The 17,701-nt window shown below is 59.8% G+C and carries 15 protein-coding genes and 2 pseudogenes; 10 read left to right on the top strand and 7 right to left on the bottom strand.

The features are described from left to right. Both OKW38_RS06625 and OKW38_RS06630 read right to left on the bottom strand, forming a co-directional pair. Complete coding sequence (locus OKW38_RS06625) at positions 1-825, bottom strand: cyanophycinase (protein ID WP_429332388.1); 825 nt, start codon at positions 823-825, stop codon at positions 1-3. Between the two features lie 247 nt (positions 826-1,072). Beyond that, on the bottom strand, positions 1,073-1,948 hold the full coding sequence (locus OKW38_RS06630; RefSeq protein ID WP_429332387.1) for a cyanophycinase: 876 nt from the start codon (positions 1,946-1,948) through the stop codon (positions 1,073-1,075). 965 nt (positions 1,949-2,913) lie between these two features. Here OKW38_RS06630 and OKW38_RS06635 point away from each other — a divergent pair. Beyond that, entirely contained in the window at positions 2,914-5,940 is a 3,027-nt protein-coding gene (locus tag OKW38_RS06635; protein WP_429360588.1) for an ankyrin repeat domain-containing protein, read from the top strand. A 185-nt stretch (positions 5,941-6,125) separates the two neighbouring features. On the opposite strand, the gene OKW38_RS06640 is transcribed toward OKW38_RS06635, so the two are convergent. Continuing rightward, a complete protein-coding gene (locus OKW38_RS06640; RefSeq protein ID WP_429360590.1) occupies positions 6,126-7,601 on the bottom strand; it encodes an ATP-binding protein in 1,476 nt (491 codons plus the stop codon). Between the two features lie 304 nt (positions 7,602-7,905). Here OKW38_RS06640 and OKW38_RS06645 point away from each other — a divergent pair, with 304 nt between their 5' ends. The 3 genes from OKW38_RS06645 to OKW38_RS06655 all read left to right on the top strand — a co-directional run bounded on the left by OKW38_RS06645 (position 7,906) and on the right by OKW38_RS06655 (position 11,085). Then, entirely contained in the window at positions 7,906-8,625 is a 720-nt protein-coding gene (locus tag OKW38_RS06645) for an IS6 family transposase (RefSeq protein WP_429360714.1), read from the top strand. 56 nt (positions 8,626-8,681) lie between these two features. Continuing rightward, positions 8,682-9,467, top strand: a complete 786-nt coding sequence (locus OKW38_RS06650) for an SRPBCC domain-containing protein (RefSeq protein ID WP_429360591.1) — start codon at positions 8,682-8,684, stop codon at positions 9,465-9,467. Positions 9,468-9,708: 241 nt separating this feature from the next. Beyond that, complete coding sequence (locus OKW38_RS06655; RefSeq protein ID WP_090800641.1) at positions 9,709-11,085, top strand: IS4 family transposase; 1,377 nt, start codon at positions 9,709-9,711, stop codon at positions 11,083-11,085. Positions 11,086-11,196: 111 nt separating this feature from the next. Here the strand turns inward: OKW38_RS06655 and OKW38_RS06660 are convergent. Further along, a pseudogene (locus OKW38_RS06660) lies at positions 11,197-11,727 on the bottom strand (substrate binding domain-containing protein); the annotation flags it as partial. Between OKW38_RS06660 and OKW38_RS06665 the strand changes: the two are divergent. Continuing rightward, positions 11,648-11,818 carry a hypothetical protein gene (locus OKW38_RS06665; protein WP_429360726.1) on the top strand — a complete coding sequence of 57 codons (171 nt, stop codon included), beginning with the start codon at positions 11,648-11,650 and terminating at the stop codon, positions 11,816-11,818. The pseudogene OKW38_RS06660 and the gene OKW38_RS06665 sit on opposite strands and share 80 nt — an antisense overlap. On the opposite strand, the gene OKW38_RS06670 is transcribed toward OKW38_RS06665, so the two are convergent. Beyond that, complete coding sequence (locus tag OKW38_RS06670; RefSeq protein WP_429360593.1) at positions 11,756-12,037, bottom strand: helix-turn-helix domain-containing protein; 282 nt, start codon at positions 12,035-12,037, stop codon at positions 11,756-11,758. The genes OKW38_RS06665 and OKW38_RS06670 overlap by 63 nt on opposite strands. Before the next feature lie 102 nt (positions 12,038-12,139). Between OKW38_RS06670 and OKW38_RS06675 the strand changes: the two genes are divergently transcribed. The 5 genes and pseudogenes from OKW38_RS06675 to OKW38_RS06695 all read left to right on the top strand — a co-directional run bounded on the left by OKW38_RS06675 (position 12,140) and on the right by OKW38_RS06695 (position 15,337). Beyond that, a complete protein-coding gene (locus tag OKW38_RS06675) occupies positions 12,140-13,618 on the top strand; it encodes an aldehyde dehydrogenase family protein (protein ID WP_429360595.1) in 1,479 nt (492 codons plus the stop codon). 75 nt (positions 13,619-13,693) lie between these two features. Beyond that, positions 13,694-14,356 carry an NADPH-dependent F420 reductase gene (locus OKW38_RS06680; RefSeq protein ID WP_429360597.1) on the top strand — a complete coding sequence of 221 codons (663 nt, stop codon included), beginning with the start codon at positions 13,694-13,696 and terminating at the stop codon, positions 14,354-14,356. A 78-nt stretch (positions 14,357-14,434) separates the two neighbouring features. After that, a pseudogene (locus tag OKW38_RS06685) lies at positions 14,435-14,725 on the top strand (NAD(P)-binding domain-containing protein); the annotation flags it as partial. Between the two features lie 48 nt (positions 14,726-14,773). After that, the gene (locus tag OKW38_RS06690; protein WP_429360599.1) at positions 14,774-15,127 is read left to right on the top strand and encodes a hypothetical protein; all 354 of its coding nucleotides are present in this window, start codon (positions 14,774-14,776) and stop codon (positions 15,125-15,127) included. Further along, complete coding sequence (locus tag OKW38_RS06695; protein WP_429360601.1) at positions 15,128-15,337, top strand: hypothetical protein; 210 nt, start codon at positions 15,128-15,130, stop codon at positions 15,335-15,337. Positions 15,338-15,516: 179 nt separating this feature from the next. Here OKW38_RS06695 and OKW38_RS06700 read toward each other — a convergent pair whose 3' ends face one another. Together OKW38_RS06700 and OKW38_RS06705 are read right to left on the bottom strand one after the other, a co-directional pair. Next, entirely contained in the window at positions 15,517-16,617 is a 1,101-nt protein-coding gene (locus OKW38_RS06700; RefSeq protein ID WP_429360602.1) for a sugar phosphate isomerase/epimerase family protein, read from the bottom strand. 18 nt (positions 16,618-16,635) lie between these two features. Beyond that, positions 16,636-17,616 (bottom strand): LacI family DNA-binding transcriptional regulator, encoded by a 981-nt coding sequence (locus OKW38_RS06705; RefSeq protein WP_429360604.1) that lies wholly within the window; start codon positions 17,614-17,616, stop codon positions 16,636-16,638. Positions 17,617-17,701 lie beyond the last annotated feature (85 nt).

A 17,701-nucleotide genomic window follows, 5' to 3' on the forward strand; every position in this document is an offset into this window, starting at 1 on the left:
TTAGCTCCTTATGCTCGCCATATGCGCTGTTAAATCATACAGGCTGCCTTCAACCAGTATGTCCAGGTGCAGGCCAACTACGCTTACTGGGGCATGGCGGCGATCCGGATGTATGGCGGAGTGTTGCAGTTGGGAGGGGTCCACAATGGTGATGCCGCCGCTGCCCAGAACCTGCAGCCTATGATCCGGACCGATAAAGGCGGCGGTGTCTTCATCCAGGCCGATGCCGATGGCAAGTGGGTTGTAAGTCAAGGCCATGAGCAGACGCCCGAGACGGTCCTGGTGGCGAAAGTGCTGATCGATGATCAACCGCTCGATCAGGCCCAGGCCCGGCGCTAATTGAACAATGTCAGCACGCGGCGTAGTGCCACTCTCACCGGCCGCAATCATCTGCCCGGGCAGGAACGCTGCGCCAGCGGAGGTGCCGGCCACGTGCATACCGTGTGCATTCCGGTTGCGAATTTTCTGCGCCATCGAAGTACCACCTAGCGTCTCGGAAAGATGGACCGGGTCGCTCCCCGTGAGGAAAAGCCCGTCGACAATATCGAGCATGTCCAGGTTTCGCTTCGCCTCGCAGTCGGTTCGGGTCTCAAATTTGAGGGCACTGACCCGATCCCCCCCCAGATCACGGAACGCCCTTTCATAACGGCGGCCGGCGTCCTTGGTCGCGGAGCCCGTAAGGATGATGCCGATATGCGCGCGGGAGCCGCCGCAAATCTCGATGAAGCGGCGCAGGATGGCAGCGTTTCGTATTAGCCTTCCATCGCCCCCGATGGGGACGATAAAGCCTCGTGTACCGCCAATGGGCGCCTTTGCACGACTCAACTTTCACTCCGATAGAGTGGCCAAATCTTGAAGTAGCCCAAGTCTCGTGCAGCCACCACGTAACCCACTTTTCCGGCCGGAGCTTTGTGGCTGCCAGGCTTGAATCAGCTGACGTCTTATCTTCGCGTCTTCGAGGGGTTGACGCATGATATGCGATTTTATATCGGCAACCGGAACGTGGAGCGGGGCAGCACAAATACGCGCTGCCCCGCTTCGTGGATGATCCGCTTTTGCCTCTTCTAGCCGATCAGATCAGAGCAGTAGCGTTCGATCCACTGGGGACGTAACTCCGCGCAGACAACGTACCGCCTACCAGGCTATGCGTCCCGAGATGATACATATTGCCATCAACCAGGATATGCAGACGTATTCCGGTCAAGCCTACCGGGTCGTCATGGCGAACGGAATCAGCTGCAGAGTTGCGCAGATTCGACCCGTCGATGATGGTGACGCCGCCGCTACCTACCACCTCCAGCATTTCGTCTGGACCGATGAACGCAGCCGTATCCTCGTCCAGCCCAATGCCCACCCCAAACGGGATGGAAGCCACTGCCGTGAGCAGGCGTCCGAGCCGATCCCGCTGACCGAAGTGTTGGTCGATAACAAAACGGCTGATGAGCCCCAAGCCTGGTGCCAGGTCGACCATCCCGGCGCGGGGCGTGGCCCCGCTCTTCCCCCCGGCAATCATGGCAGCTGACATGGCGGAGGCCCCGGCCGAGGTCCCGGCTACGTGCATGCCGTGTGCGTTACGGCTATGAAGCTTCTCCGCCGCTGGCGTGTCGCTCAGCATCTCGGCGAGGCGTACCTGGTCGCCCCCGGTCATGAAGACCCCGTCGGCGCGATCGAGCACCTTCAGGTATCTGTCCGATTCGCAGTCGCGGCGTGTCTTGAATGGCAGGATACTGACTCGGTCAGCGCCGAGATCGCGGAACACCGACTCATAGAGATCCCCCGTGTCATCCAGCGAGGAGGCAGTGGGGATGACCGCAATGTGCGCGCGCGACCCACCGCAAAGTTTCACGAAACGGCGCAGAATAACCGGGTTCTGAACCCGATTTTCCGCGCCGCCAATAGGGATAATAAAGCCTCGCGCGGCACCCTTCGGCGATCTTCCGGAACGCATACCATTCACTCCTTCTCAAAGCTTGACCGGCGACCTGGCGGTCCGCCCTAGGCACGACAATCGCAGCTATCTGCCCGATGATTCGAGCAGCGCCACAACCATGCTGAATCAGTCGGGCAGCACCTTCGTGGGCGCTGTGCAGCAACCCGCGAACCTGAAGCCTGCAGCAATAGTGGACAGGTAGGGTTTGCATCTTCCTCGCGTCACACAAGATCTGCGCCTGCCCACACCTTACAATATTTTAAAGCAAAAAATGCACCAACGTTTTTGTCCGCATGGGTTGGTGCGAACCCTTGGCGCACATCGCGATTGCGAACGAGTTCGCGAGAACTTCGGCCCGCCGCGGAAGCGCATCAATAGCATATGCACGCAATAAGTGCATATTTGAACCGAAGTGGTGCGATGCTGACGCATCGACTCAAGTATGGCAGGCGGCGCTTGGCGCCGGAGCCCCGTCGCAATTCGTCTGTTACCAGCCGACGTACCCGACAGATCAGTCAAACGCCAGCCACCCGGGGCAAATCCTCTGTACACATTCGGCCGCTGCTCTTTTCGGCAAACGTGACTGTTATTGGGTCGGGAGTGCTCCCTCAGTATTTTCGGAAGTGGACGTCGACGTCACGGCGCCGGTCGATCGTTGCCGGCGATCCGCAACCGTTCGGAAAGGAAAGGCATACTTGCCCGCCGACGCAAAGGCGCGGATCACCGTTGAATCCTGGAAGCTGCCGTTGAAGGGGCGAGGGATCCAGTGGCCGGATCGGGTCGACATGAGCCAAAGCGTATCGGGCAGTAGACGGCCCGAACCCGGTCATTCAGCATGAGGAAATACCCTGTCGTAGGGCGTCCGGTCCAGGTCGGCGGATAACTGCCGTTCAGGAATGACCGGAAAACTTGCTATAGAGGTTGGCAGGCCGGACGGCCATGAGAGAATTCTTTCTTGCTCTTGCACTTGTCCTCATCGCCTCATGAAGATTCTCGAATACACAGGCCTCGACACTTCACGCGTCAAGGCCAGCTACGATAAGGTGTCCGCGGCCATCGCCCGCCACGACTTCCGGGCTGCCCAAGTCAAGAAGCTCGCCAATCTGAGCCACGGCAAGTTCTACCGGGCGAAGCTGGATGACGCCGACCGGCTGTTGTTCTCGCTGGTGCGCCACGGGGATGAAGTCTGCGCACTGATGCTGGAAGTGATCGCCAATCACGCCTACGATAAGTCACGTTTCCTGCGCGGCGCGGCGATTGACGAGAGCAAAATTCCAGACATCAGCGCTGATGACGCCATCAGGGAGGCACAAGCTCTACGCTACCTTCATCCCGAGCGTACCGGCATTCACCTGCTCGACAAACCGATCTCGTTTGATGACACGCAGGAGACCATTTACCGACAGCCACCTCCCTTGGTTGTCGTCGGCAGCGCTGGCAGCGGCAAGACCGCACTGACGCTTGAAAAGCTCAAGCATGCCGAAGGTGAGGTCCTCTACGTCACTCACTCCGCCTTCCTGGCGCAGAGCGCCCGCGACCTTTATTACGCCAACGGTTTCGAGCATGGCGCTCAGGATGCCGTATTTCTGTCCTACCGGGAGTTTGTCGAGTCGATCCGCGTTCCGGCAGGACGCGAGGCTAGCTGGCGCGACTTTGCGGGCTGGTACTCGCGTATACGGCAGAACTTCAAGGATGTCGATGCCCACCAGGCTTTCGAGGAGATTCGCGGCGTGATTGCCGCCGGGTCGGGCGGTGTCCTGTCGCGCGACGAGTATCAAGCACTGGGGGTGCGTCAATCGATCTTTCCCGTAGAACGGCGCGACCAACTCTACAATCTGTTTGAGAAGTATCGCGCCTGGCTGGCCGAGGCAAAGCTCTACGACCTGAATCTGGTCGCCCAGGACTGGCAAGCGCTGGCTGCGCCGCGCTACGACTTCGTGGTTATTGACGAGGTGCAGGACGTCACCACCGTGCAACTCGCGCTCGTGCTGAAAACCATCAAGAAGCCTGGCCATTTCATGCTCTGCGGGGATTCCAACCAGATTGTCCATCCCAATTTCTTTTCCTGGAGCCAAGTCAAGAGCCTGTTCTGGAAGGACCCGAAACTGGCCGAGCGGCAGGAATTACGCGTGCTAATGGCCAACTTTCGCAACGGCCTGGAGGCCACTCGCGTCGCCAATCAGTTGCTCAAGATCAAGCAGCGGCGCTTCGGCTCCATCGACCGGGAGAGCAACTTCCTGGTCCAGGCCGTCGGCGGCGAGACCGGCCAGGTTACGCTGATACCCGACAAGGACGCCACCAAGCGCGAACTGGACCAGAAGATTCGCCAATCCGCCCAGTTCGCCGTCCTGGTAATGCGCGATGAGGACAAGGCCGACGCCCGCAAGCACTTTGCCACGCCGCTGTTGTTCTCGATCCACGAAGCCAAGGGTCTCGAATACGAGAACATCGTGCTCTACCGTTTCATCTCGGATCACCGGGGCGAGTTCAACGACATTGTCGAGGGCATCGCCAAGACCGATCTGGCGGTCGAGACACTGGATTACAAACGCGCTAAAGACAAGAGTGACAAGTCGCTCGAAGTCTATAAATTCTTCGTCAATGCCCTGTATGTAGCGCTGACGCGCGCCATCAAGAACATCTACATGATCGAGTCGGACACAGGGCATGATCTGTTCGGGTTGCTGGATCTGATCGTCGGCCAGACCAGGATCGAGGCCAGGCAATCCACGCTCGAAGACTGGCAGAAGGAAGCACGCAAACTTGAACTGCAGGGCAAGCAGGAGCAGGCGGAGGCCATCCGCCGCACCATCTTGAAGCAGGTCCCGGTGCCGTGGCCGGTGTTCGATGAGACCAAGGTCAGGGAACTGCTGATCAAGGTCTTCCGCGAGCAGTCTCCGGGCAACAAGGGCAAGCAGCAACTCTTTGACTATGCCACCTGCTTCGATGAACCGCAGCTCGCCGAGTGGCTGGCAGTCGAGGCGAAATTCGAGCAGGCACGAACCTTTGATCAGCAGCGCGCGGTGTTCGCCCGCAAGAGCTACGTCCCTTTCTTCGCCAACCGCTTCAAGGACATCCTCAGGCAGTGTGACCAGCATGGCGTCGATCATCGTCTGCCAATGAACCAGACGCCGCTGATGGCCGCAGCTGCTGCAGGAAACGTGGCGCTGGTGGAAGCCCTGCTGGAGCGCGGTGCCGACCGCGATGCCGTCGATCACTATGGTCACAATGCCCTGCACTGGGCTTTGCGTCAGGCATTTGGCGATGCAAAGTTCGCTGCTGGCCCGCTGGCGGCAATCTATGAATGCCTGGCTCCGCCCTGCATTGATGTCAGAGCGGGCGATCGCTTGGTCCGCATCGACCGGCATCTGTCTGAATACTTTCTGTTCCAGACCCTGTGGGTATTGTTCAAAGCACGATTCAGCAAGATACGAGGCAATACAGACAGCGCGTTCCAGACCCAAATCATCCTCGATGCCTGGCAACACTTACCCGCTAACATCGCGCGGCCAGAGCGCAACAAGCGCCAGCATCTTTCTGGCGTGCTGGCGAGGAACGAAATCGACAGAGACTATGCCTACAATAGATCCCTGTTCCTGCGCGTATCCACCGGGCGGTACCAGTTCAATCCCAAACTCGCTGTGCGTCGCCGCCAGGGCGAAGAAGAAAACTGGGTCCCGATCTACACGGCGCTCAACCTCCCGTTGATTAGCGAGTTTGCCTACAACGACGGCTGGATCAGCACCTGGGACAATATCGACAAGCTTGTGGTCCTTGCTGGACTACCTGAACGAACCACACCCATCGCGGCTGAACGCTTCGCCGAACGGCAAGCGGCCAAAATCAGGGAGCTGGACGAACGCAGAGCCAACCAACTTGCTGCCAAAGCACGCATTCGTGCAGCCGCCGAAGCCACCCAGAACAGAGCACCGCGATGGGGAACAAAGGAAGCTAAACGGCTTGAAATCGAACGTGTGAAACAAGAAATCGAAAGACGAAAGAAGGGTTGACTTGCCGATATTTCCTTTGGGGCGGCTTTCGGCCCATCAACTGTCGTTCGCTCAGCCATCCGGGCGGACATTCGACGATCCGCTTCGCTCAGTTAAGGGACGTTTCGTCCAACATTTGGTTGGACCCATCACCGGCCATAGCGGTCGGTTGCCGATCGGGCAGCGTGCGGCGGCAGCAGGTCGCTTTATTCCCCCGATCCGCTATCGCCGATCACGGGAATAGTGAACTGAAAAGTCGCGCCGTATCCGGCATTGTTCTCTGCCCACACCCGCCCACCATGGGCATCGATAATCGAACGGCAAATAGAAAGCCCCACACCCATACCTTCGGGCTTCGTAGTGAAGAACGGATCGAATAGCCGATCGGCGTGCTGCAGGTCAATTCCTGTCCCGGAATCTTGCACCGAGACGATCACATAGCCGTCGTCGCTGCGCCACGACTTGATCGTCAGTTCGTGCGGCCGGTCTTCGATCGTGCTCATTGCCTGGATACCGTTTGTAATCAGATTCGTAATGACTTGTGCCAGTTGGATCCGATCGCCAAGCACCGCCGGCAGTCCCGGAACAAGCATCGTCCGCAACGTGATGTTGTACTTCAAGACCTCGCGCTGGAGCAGTACCATGACGTCACTGATCAGCTCGTTGATTTCCAGTCGCGTCATCTCAGGGGCAATCCGCTTTGCGAGCATGCGGACGCGCCTGACGATCTCGGTCGCGCGTTGTACATCAGTAAGTATGCGTTGCACGGAGGCTCGCACTTTTTCAAGGTCGGGTACGTCCCGGTCAATCCATCGCAGGCACGCGGCACCATGGGTGGCGACCGCTGCGAGAGGCTGGGCGATTTCGTGGGCCACCGACGCGCCCAATTCGCCGATCGACGTCAAACGAGACACCTGTTGCAGCGCCTCTTCGATCCGCTTGCGCTCGGTGATGTCGGTGCCCGTTTCGAGGGTCGCGATCGGTCGCCCCTGTTCGTCTCGCACCAGGGCCCAACGGCTGGCCACTGCGGCTTCCGACCCGTCGCGCCGGGTATTGACGATCTCGCCTTCCCAACGGCCCGTTTCAATCAAAGTTTTTTTGATGTCCTCGAGTGCTGCAGGAAAACGCGTGTGAAGCAGACGGTCGGCAACGTGGCCGAGCGCCTCGTGTTTCTTCCACCCATAAAGCGCTTCCGCGCCGCTGTTCCAGTAGGTAATTACATCGTCCATATCGAGAGCTACCACGCTGTCGTGGGTAAGGTCGAGAAGCTGTGCCTGCTCACGATGGACCGCTGCCAGTTGGCGAGTCCTATGCACGAGAAAGGTGACGACGAACGATGTTACAAAAAAGGCGGTCAACACTACGATGTCCTGCTGGGCATCTACCCGGAAGGTAAATAGTGGCTGTGTAAAGAAAAAGTTGAGGCAACCAACAGCGATCACCGAGATAGCTACCGATGAAACGAGGCTGCCCATCAGTGACACCAGCAAGACCTCGATCAGGTAGACGAACCCAACTACCGCGACGCCGGCTCCCAAGCGAAAGCAAACCCAGGTCGCGATCGCTATGCTGATAGCGCCGGCGAACAGGATCGCGGCAACGGAGCGCGATTGAACGATCCCGTGGGTCGTTCTGGTTGCGTGCATCCCCCGCCAGCCATCATTCGCAAGGAGATCCTTCATTCGGTTTTTCCCCTTTGAACGGCAAGTCGAAGCGCTGACTCGCCCTCTCGGTCAAGGGACACGGCAAACCATGTGCTCGTCGGACGCGGTAGTCGCAAAGTCTGGGAAGCGCATGAACAAGGTTCCCGGCCCCACGATGTGCAGCAGACAGGCATGATATTCGAGCGAAGTCAGGGGAGCTGTCCGCTCGCCGGCGCACAGCCCTGATGATAGATCAGGATTGACAGGACGGTCCTCCCGGTTCTGGTGCAAACAGTGAATGTGATGGGTTAGAGTGCTGCTTCCCCGATCTCATGATTCGATAATGAGCAAGCTTAAAAACATGGGCGATCTGTTCTCAGGCCGTCACTTCAACCGCGATATGATCATTCAGTGCGTGCGCTGGTATCTACGCTACAAGCTCAGCCTGCGTGATCTCGTCGAGATGATGGCCGAGCGCGGCCTGTCGCTCGCCCACACAACGATCCTGCGTTGGGTGAAGCGTTACACGCCGGAGTTCGTCAAGCGCTGGAACCGGTTCGGCACGCCTGCGGGAACGTCGTGGCGCGTCGACGAAACGTACCTGAGAGTCCGCGGTAAATGGGTCTATCTTTATCGGGCAGTAGATCGGGCGGGCCAGACGGTTGACTTCCTGCTCAGGGCGAAACGCGACGTGAACGCGGCCAGAGCCTTTTTCAACAAGGCAATCAAACATCAGGGGCGGCCGCCGCAAACCATTACACTCGATGGCTATGCCGCCTCACACCGTGCTGTGCGCGAGATGAAGGCCGACGGCCTGATGCCAGAGGGCACGAAGGTTCGATCTTCGAAATATCTCAACAATCTGATCGAACAGGACCATCGCCACATCAAGTCCCGGACCAATGCCATGCTCGGCTTCAAGCGTTTCAGGAACGCCGCGATCACTCTGGCCGGCATTGAGTTGATGCATCGCATCCGCAAAGGCCAGTTCAACCTCGCAAAGCTCGGCCTCAAAGATGCCACTGTACCTACCGTATGGAATGCGGTCCTGTCTTATCGATAAGGTATCGTTTTTATCGAGACCTTCTCGTCCAGACAGCCTATTTGCACCAGAACCACATGAACCACATGGCAAACAAGGCCCGTGCGGTGGCGGACCTGACGGAAGGCATTATCGTGGCAACTGTCGAGATTGAAGCGCCGGCGGAGTGGATATTCGAGGCGTTGACCACGGGAGACGAAGTTCTACGCTGGTGGGGATCGTCCGATACCTATCGCACCACCGAGTGGACCGGCGAAGTGCGCCCAGGCGGGCGATGGCGCGTCAATGGCGTAGGCGTTGACGGGAAGCCTTTCAGTGTAGGAGGCGAGTTCCTTGAAGTCATCCCGGCGCGAAAACTGGTCCAGACGTGGCGGCCCGATTGGGATGAAAGGAATACGACGACAACCGTCACCATCCGATTGGATCCGATCGAAGGCGGCACACGCCTGACGCTGTGGCACGAGGGATTTTCGGGGCACCCCGAATCGTGCGGTGGTCATGGCGCAGGTTGGGAGCGCGTACTGGGTTGGCTTGCCGGCCACGTGACGCCTCCGGCACTGGCGCAGCAGCACTTTTTATGTCGCTTGTTACCGCCGCGGGCAACCTTTGCGCACGACATGGACGCGGACGAGGCGGAAATCATGAAACATCACGCCGAGTATTTGACGGGACTCCTGCACAAGGGTGTGGCCGTCGTGTTCGGCCCGGTTGCCGACCCTGCCGGTGCTTGGGGTGTAGGCATATTCCGGGCATCGGGCGAGGCGCAAATGCACGCGCTGTGCGATGCCGACCCGGCGATTCTTTCCGGACGGGGCTTTCGTTATGAAATTCTGCCGATGCTGAGGGCCGTATATCGCGACTAGCGTTGAGTGTGGGAACCGTACCACGAGGTCAGGCAGGGGTATCCGGGCTGGGCGACGCCGTACCGGTGGCAGAGTGCTCCTTGCGCCGAACAAGCGCTCTAGAACGAATGGCACTTACTTAAGCCTACATGGAGGAGAAGACGCGGGTAAGTGCTTGAAGAGAAAGGGAGGGGGCTGATCCAGGGATTGATACGATGGTTGTTACCAGGCAAACACCGTCTCATTCCAAAGATCAGCCCCCATGGATCGTAATGCACGAAGTCATCACAGGCAAACACGAAGCAGGGTTCAAAGCCGGGCGTGCAGGGCCCAGGCGGTAGACTACTTCAACATACTGACGAGCCCGGGGCTGTTGGGCATAACGGAAGCGTATTTGCCAGAACATCGGGAACGGCTGTATCCGCCGACGGTGACACTGTCGATGTTCATGCGCCAGGCGCTGGAAGAGGACGCCTCCTGTCAGAAGGCAGTCAACGGGTGGGCGGCGCAGCGAGCTGCCGACGGGCTGCGGCCCATGAGTGTGCGTACGGGAGGCTACTGCCGCGCTCGCCAGAGACTGCCGCTGACGATGGTGCGGGAGTTGGCGCGCGAGACGGGGCGCCAACTGCATGAGCAGGCCGAGCCTGCCTGGAAGTGGCGCGGGCGCCCGGTCAAGCTGGTTGACGGCACCGGGATCTCGATGCCCGATACGCCGTCGAACCAGGCCCGTTTCCCGCAGTCCAGTGCTCAGGCCGAAGGAGTGGGCTTTCCATTGGCCTATCTGGTTGCGGTGATCTGTCTGGCAAGCGGCGCAGTACTGGAGTCGGCGGTCGGAACTTACGCGGGCAAAGGCAGCGGGGAGCTGACGGCGTTTCGCATGCTGCAAGGCACGTTTCGCAAAGGTGACGTGATCGTCGCCGATGCCTTGTACTGCCACTACTTTCTGATGGCCTCAATGATCGCCGCCGGGGTGGACGTCGTGATGGAACAGCATGGGGCACGCCGCACCGACTTTCGGCGAGGCCGGTCCCTGGGCACGCGCGATCACATTGTGACGTGGCCCAAACCCCGGCAGCGTCCTGACTGGATGACGCATGAGCAGTACCAGGCCTTCCCCGATGAACTGATGGTGCGCGAGTCCAGGCTGCATCACCGGGTGCTGGTCACCACGATGCTTGATGCACGCAAGACCAGCAAACAGGACCTCTCGCAGTTGTACGCCAGGCGCTGGAACGTGGAACTGGATCTACGTAACATCAAGACGACGATGGGCATGGATGTGCTGCATTGCCAGACTGCCCACATGAACGAAAAGGAGATCTGGGTCCATCTGCTGGCCTACAACGTGATTCGGCTGCTGATGGCTCAGGCCGCCAGTCACCATGCCACTGACCCGAGAACACTGAGTTTCAAACACACGGTGCAGTTATGGACTGAATGGCTGGCCAGAGGTCTGACGGCAACTCACAACCAGAGTCTCCTGTTCAACCTGATCACGCAGTCTTGCGTTGGGAGTCGCCCCGGTCGCATCGAACCACGAATGCGCAAACGAAGACCGAAGTCCTACCCATGGCTGAAAGAGCCTCGTCACATCGCACGTGAGCGCGTCCAAAAATATGGGCACGCTCCACGGGCTTAAGTAAGTGCCATTCGCTCTAGAACGCTTCACGACCTCGCTCTCCCGGACCTCCCCAACCACGAACTCGACGAAGGCCGTGACGCGCGGCGGCAGATGCTTCCTTGCCGGGTAGTAAATGCAGATGTCGCTGCGCCGCGCGGTAAATCGCGCCAGGACACACTTCAGCTTGCTCGCGGCAATAAGAGGGAGCGCGTGGTGTGTGCCGAGCAAAGCGATCCCGCACCCGGCGACTGCAAGTTCCGCCAACGCTTCAGTGTCTGTCACAACGAGCCGGGAGCGAGGCTGGAACACAACTTCCTTGTTCCGCGTTTGCAGTCGCCACGTCTGAATTCTTCCCGAGTTCGGCGAGCGGAGCAAAATGAGTTCATGACGCTCGAGTTCCTCGACGGAACGCAGCTCACCATGCTGCTCTAGGTAAGAAGGTGCCGCACACAGGATGAGCGTCAACGGCGCGAGGACGCGCGCGACCACACTGGAGTCCGTATCCTGCAGCTGTCCGATCGCGCAGTCATACCCTTCCGAAATCAGGTCGACATGACGGTTTTCGAAATGCAGGTCGAGCGTGACCTGCGGGAAGCGCTCCTGGAACCTGTTCAACAACGGTAGCAAAGCGACGCGGCTGAATGCGATCGGCAACGACACTTTGACGATCCCGCTGATGTGGGTGTCATCAGAGGACAAAGCCGCGATCGCGTCTTCGATCTGCTGTGCCGGCTGCTGCACCATCGCGTAAAGACGACGCCCTTCCTCGGTGACAGACAACTGGCGGGTGGTACGTTGGAACAGCCGGCCAGCCTAGCAACGTCTCGAGCATGCCGATCTGTTTGCTTACGGCGCCAGGTGTCACGCCTAGCTGACGGGCTGCTGCGGAAAAATTGGTCGACTCGTACACTGTCCCGAACATTTTCAAGGCCCTGAGCAGGTCGAGAGAGCCGCCGCTTTCGGTCTTCATCTTTTCCCCAAACTCACAACTGTTTTCCTGCTCTGTAGCATAGACCAGCCTCGTCGTCGCGCCGAGAATTACCCTTGTCTTGCAACCGCCAGGATGTCGGCCATGGACCACGAATCGGCACAGTCCCCGCAGCGAAAGAGCCTTTCGCGCGGACAGCTTCTAATCGACGGGAAGTGGCGCGACGCGTCAGACGGCGCGACGCTTTCGACCTTCGATCCCACCACCGAGGGGAAGATAGCGGACTTCGCGAAGGCGACCCTCGCGGATGTCAACGCAGCGGTCGAATCTGCGCGTCGGGCCTTCGAAACGGGTGACTGGCCGCGCATGCATCATGAAGCGCGCGCGAGAATCCTGTTCCGGATCGCCGATCTGCTGGACGAGCGGGCCGAGGATTTCGCGCTGCGTGAAGCGATGGATATGGGCATGCCGTACGGCGACTTCGTGGAGAACGTCATGCCGCACTGCGCAGGACTGTTCCGCTTCTTCGGCGGTCTCGCGATGGATGGCGCTTATCGCACCTCATACGAAGCGTGTACGCGGATTCTGACCCGCCGAGAACCGCTCGGCGTGGTTGCGGCTATCACGCCATTCAACTTCCCCTTGGCCCTGACCTGCTCCAAGGTGGCCCCAGCATTGGCTGCCGGCAACACGATCGTGCACAAACCGGCCTCCGACACGCCGCTGACAGCGCTGGCCCTGGCTCAGGTGGCACTCGACGCCGGCATGCCGGAAGGCGTCTACAACCTGATCACCGGACCGGGGGGATCGTTGGGCGACGCGCTAGTGAAACATCCCCTCGTCGACAAAATCGCCTTTACTGGCTCCACGAGCGTGGGGCAGACCATTATTCGCAACGGGGCGGACACGCTGAAGCACACGACGATGGAACTTGGCGGGAAGTCCCCGAACATCATTTTTGCCGATGCCGACGTGGATACCGCGGTCCAGGCGGCGTTCTGGGGGATCTTCTGGAACAAGGGCGAAGTTTGCGTCGCGGGCTCACGGCTCCTAGTCGAGCGTCCGGTCTACGACGAGGTCGTTGAGAAGTTGGCCAAAATGGCGCAGGCCGCAGTGTTGGGCGACCCGCTTGAGCGGCAAACCCAGGTCGGCCCGATTGCCTCCAGGGCGGAATTCGATAAGGTGAAGCAATACGTCGAGGCCGGCAAGGCGTCGACGGCCCGTTTGGTCGCCGGCGGTGGAACGCGCAAGATCAACGGCAACGGCCTGTTCATCGAACCCACGGTCTTTGCTGACGCCACTAATGACCTGAAAGTCAGCCGCGAGGAGATCTTTGGGCCGGTCCTGCCGGTCATTCCATTCGATGGCGAAGACGAGGCCGTACGCATTGCGAATGACACGCCCTATGGACTCGCGTCCGGCATTCAAACTCGCGATCTGGGCCGGGCGCTTCGCCTGGCGGACCGCATCAACGCGGGCACTGTCTGGATCAATACGTGGCACAAGTACCATCCGAACGGGCCTTTTGGCGGATACAAAATCTCCGGCTACGGACGCGAGCAAGGCGCGGAGGCGCTCGATAGCTATATGCAGTACAAAACCCTATGGGTCAACACTGCGTGAGAACAGCACCGGCTCGCCGCCGGATCGCCACCCCGCTCCATTGGCAGACCATGAAACGTTGAAGGAGACTCAATCGTGAAAATTGGAATCATCGGTGCCGGTAACCTGGGAACCGGTCTCACGAAGCATCTCGTCCCCAGAGGACATTCCGTGATGCTGGCCTTCAGCCTCGATATCGAAAAACTTAGAACGACCGCAGCCGGGCTTGGCGCGAGCGTTGGCACAGTCGCCGAAGCGGTTCAGTTCGCCGACGTGGTCGTGTTGGCTACACCGTGGACTGCCGCACCTGAAGCACTCGTGCAGGTTGGCAAGGCACCCCAGAAAAAGATCCTGTGGGATTGCACCAATGCACTGAAGCCCGACATGAGCGGCTTGCTCGCCGGGACAACCACCTCGGGCGCCGAAGAGATCGCCAGGCTCGTGCCATGGGCGACGGTGGTCAAGGCCATTCCGCCTTTTGCGGAGCTGATGCATTCGCCCAGCATGCTGATAGGCGGCAACCGCGCGGGCGTGTTCGTGTGCGGCGATGACAGCGATGCGCGGGCCGTGGTCGCAACACTGGTCGGCGACATCGACGCCGAGCCGGTCGATGCGGGACCGCTCGCCCTTGCGCGCTACGCGGAACCGGCGGCCATGCTGCTGGTGCAACTGGCTTACGCACACGGGTTCGGCACCAGGATCGGGCTGTCGTTACTCCACGAGAAAGCGGCGAGCGTGCCTCATGACACGCGTGCCTGAGTATTGACGTAGGGCTGGCTATGACCAACCGAGGAGGATGAGATGAACGTAGGCGTATTGGGATGAGGTGACGTCGGCCGGGCATTGGGCGCCGGCTTCGTCAAGCATGGCCACGACACGATGCTGGGCACCCGAGATCCGCACAAGAAGGAGATACAGGACTGGGTCCGCAATACAACCGGAGCCAGGGCCGGGACGTTCGACGAAGCCGCCCGGTTTGGCGAGATCGTCGTGCTAGCCGTGCTCGGCCGCATCGCTGAGAGCGTGATCGAGCTTGCGGGGCCGGAGAATCTCGCCGGCAAGACCGTCATCGATGCAACCAACCCGCTCGCCGACGAGTCGCCGGTCAACGAGCCGCGCAGTGAGTAACTGGATTTCGAGCTGGACCCGTTCGCTTCCGTGCGGTAATGAACGGGCGTGAGCCAGGCCGCGTTCCGCGACAGCGCGCGCCTCCGTGGCCGCAAAAACGCGAAGACAGTGGTGGCTGGCCTCAACGCATGCTCGCGCCGTCATGCGCGAGTCGCCCGCCAACATCGCGTGGTGAACGACTTCTCCATGCAGCTGCGGGTCGTGCACGCTTGCGGGCAGCAGTTGCCGCGCGATCTGATGATGAATCGCACGCCTGTACGGCTGCGAAAGCGTTCGATAGACGGTCTGCCGTACCAGATCGTGTGCAAAGTCGAATTCCGTGGACGTCGCCTCAGCCAGGATCCCGCGACGCTGGAGTTCCACCATGGACGACAGGATGCCAGGAAGCGGACGGTCGAGTAGTTGCGCAAGCTGCTCGGGAGCAAACGCATGACCTATCGAAGCCGCGAACGAAAGCAGATCACGCGTGGGCGGGTCGAGCGGCGCAAGCCGATCGGCCATCAAAGTATCGACGGTGCACGTCGACGCTTCGCGATCCATTTGCTTTGCGCGATTGCCCATGAGCCCGGGCCTTGTTTTGTCGCCGACGCGTTTCGGATCTGGCGCCCATAGTTCAACGGACCGCAGCGAGGCGTTCGCAGGCGACTCTCCGTTGAACCTTTGACACTGGTCATTGCGACCCTTGTGACGCGAATGACGGCAAGGGGTAGCCATGAGCCTGACGCGTCGGGCACATGCGGCCAAGACCAAGCCACTCGCGGCATCGCGCCGAACGGCCGTTTGTCCGCCTCCTACGAACGATCCGCGCTACCCCACTCTGGCACTGCTAGGGTACGTGCGGATATTCCCAGCATGCTCTCGCACTCGTCGCGCGAGACAGGCACAGCGGCGAAGTTGTCGAAAGAATGGTTCGCCACTGGGATAATGTGCTCGCGGATGAACTCGGCACCTTCCTTTGCTCCAGCTTCCCGATGCTTCAGTGCGCATTCCCATTCAAGAACCGCCCAGCCCGGAAAATCATATTGCGCCATCTTGGAAAACACCGTGCGAAAATCGATCTGCCCGTCACCGAGCGAACGAAAACGACCGGCCCGGTCAACCCATCCTTGATAGCCGCCGTAAACACCTTGCCGTCCAGTCGGTCGAAACTCGGCGTCCTTGACATGGAATGCCCGGATGCGCTCGTGGTAGATGTCTATGAATTCGAGGTAGTCGAGCTGCTGAAGCAGCATATGACTCGGGTCGTAAAGAATGTTTGCCCTTCGATGGCCGCCAACTGCCGAAAGGAATCGCTCGAACGTGATTCCATCAAAGAGGTCCTCTCCCGGGTGCAATTCGAAGCAGACGTCGACGCCCGCGTCGTCGAACGCATCGAGCACCGGCAGCCAACGGTGCGCCAGCTCGGAGAATGCCGCCTCTATGAGACCGTGGGGCCGGTGCGGCCAGGGATACAGGAATGGCCATGCCAAGGCGCCCGAAAACGTTGCGTGCGCCGACAGCCCCAGGCGCCCGGACGCGCGAGCAGCCAGCCTCAATTGGTCGGTGGCCCACTCGGTCCGGGCTGCTGGCGCGCCGCGAACCGCGGCTGGGGCGAAGCCGTCGAACAACCTGTCGTAGGCAGGATGGCTGGCGATCAATTGCCCCTGCAGATGAGTCGATAGCTCTGTAATGACGCAACCATGACTCGCGAGTATCCCCTTGACATCATCACAATAGGCCTGACTTTCCGCGGCAAGCGCCAGGTCGAAAATCCGCTCGCTCGAAGTTGGCAGCTGCACGCCGCAAAACCCAAGAGATGCTGCCCACTGCGCGAGGTGCGGCAGCGTGTCGAACGGTGCGTCGTTGCCGATGAACTGCGCCAGAAAGATGCCGGGCCCAAGAAGTGTTTTCATGGTCGTCCAATGAGATGATCAGGCTGAGTTGCGAATCACAAGCTCGTGGTCGAGCAACGTGCCGAGCGCCGGTGTGCTCGGATCACGCATCCGTTCGAGCAGCAGATTGGCGGCATTCTCTCCCAGCCGGAACATGGGTTGAGCAATGGTGGTCAGCGCGGGCTGCACCATCGTCGCGAGCGGTATATTGTCGAAGCCGATAACAGCAACGTCCTGCGGAACGCGCAGGCCTAGTTCATGCACTGCCTGCATCGCGCCAATTGCAAGCGTGTCCGATACCGCGAAGATGGCGTCCGGTTTGATGGCGCTGGCAAGTAGCCTTTTTGCCACGCGTCTGCCGTCGTCGAACGTCAGGCCATCGGTCTTGACGATCGCCCCGTCATAAGGCGTCAGCCCGGCCTCCGACAGGGCGGTCATGTAACCGACCTTGCGCTGCCTCGCATACAGGAAGCGCTCATCGCTATTGATGAACGCGATTCGTCGGCGACCGCGTTCCACCAGATACTTGACGGCGTCGCGAGCTGCCTTCGCGTTGTCGATGCCCACATAAGGCACTGATCCTTTCGGATCGAACTCGCAACAGGCAACCCACTGCAACAGGCTGTTTTCGGACGCCAACGCCCGCTGAGTCGAATCGGGATCGAGACAGATCGCGCCGTCAGCGAGATGGGTCCTCAACATATCGAAATAGGTGCGCTCTTCCGTGAGGCTCGCACCCGTGTCGCAAAGCAGCAAGTGATAGCCGTGGCGGCGTGCGACCGCGTCGATGCCCTTTACGATCTCTGCGTAAAAAGGATTGCTGAAATCCGGGACCATCGTGATCAGCAAGCGGCTTTCCGCTGTGCGCAGGTTTCTCGCCAGTCGGTTCGCTGTATAGCCTTCCTGAGAGATTATCGCTTCCACGCGCGCACGCGTAGACGCCTTCACCGAGCGAGATCCGTTCATCACCCGCGACACCGTGGCCGTTGATACACCGGCCTTTTTAGCAACCTCATCCATTGACATTTTCGCGCTCGCCTATGTAATCGATTGCAATTCTACGGCGCTCGGGTTGATCGTGCGCTGCGTGTAAACCCCGACCAGC

It is taken from the genome of Paraburkholderia sp. MM5496-R1 (genome assembly GCF_050436205.1).
In the GTDB taxonomy this organism is placed as follows: domain Bacteria; phylum Pseudomonadota; class Gammaproteobacteria; order Burkholderiales; family Burkholderiaceae; genus Paraburkholderia; species Paraburkholderia tuberum.